Source organism: Oleiphilus sp. HI0125 (assembly GCF_001635355.1).
In genome coordinates, this window is record NZ_LWGF01000529.1 from 1 (window position 1) to 405 (window position 405).

A 405-nucleotide genomic window follows, 5' to 3' on the forward strand; every position below is an offset into this window, starting at 1 on the left:
GCCCTCAACATTGGTCTGCTCTACATACTTTTTCAACCCAGCGACACCAATTGCACCAGCCGGTTCCGCAATGCCACGCGTGTCATCAAAAATATCTTTAATCGCTGCACATATTTCGTCGGTCGTCACCGTAATCACATCATCAACATGATCTTTACAGACATCCCAAGGAAGCTTGCCTATTTGTCGAACCGCGACACCATCGGCAAAAATGCCAACTTGATCTAACACGACACGCTTGCCCGACTTCATTGCCGCTTGCAAACATGCCGCATCTTCGGGCTCAACGCCAATCACTTTGATATCAGGGCGAAGGTACTTGATATACGCTGCCATGCCTGCGATTAAGCCGCCGCCACCGCACGGAATAAAAACCGCATGTGCCTTATCAGGATGCTGCTTTAA

1 protein-coding gene is annotated in these 405 nt (G+C 49.4%); it reads right to left on the bottom strand.

Annotation, left to right across the window (positions count from 1 at the left end; genetic code table 11):
• On the bottom strand, positions 1–405 hold a 405-nt coding region (locus A3762_RS06710; protein ID WP_156493303.1), incomplete at both ends, for a pyridoxal-phosphate dependent enzyme.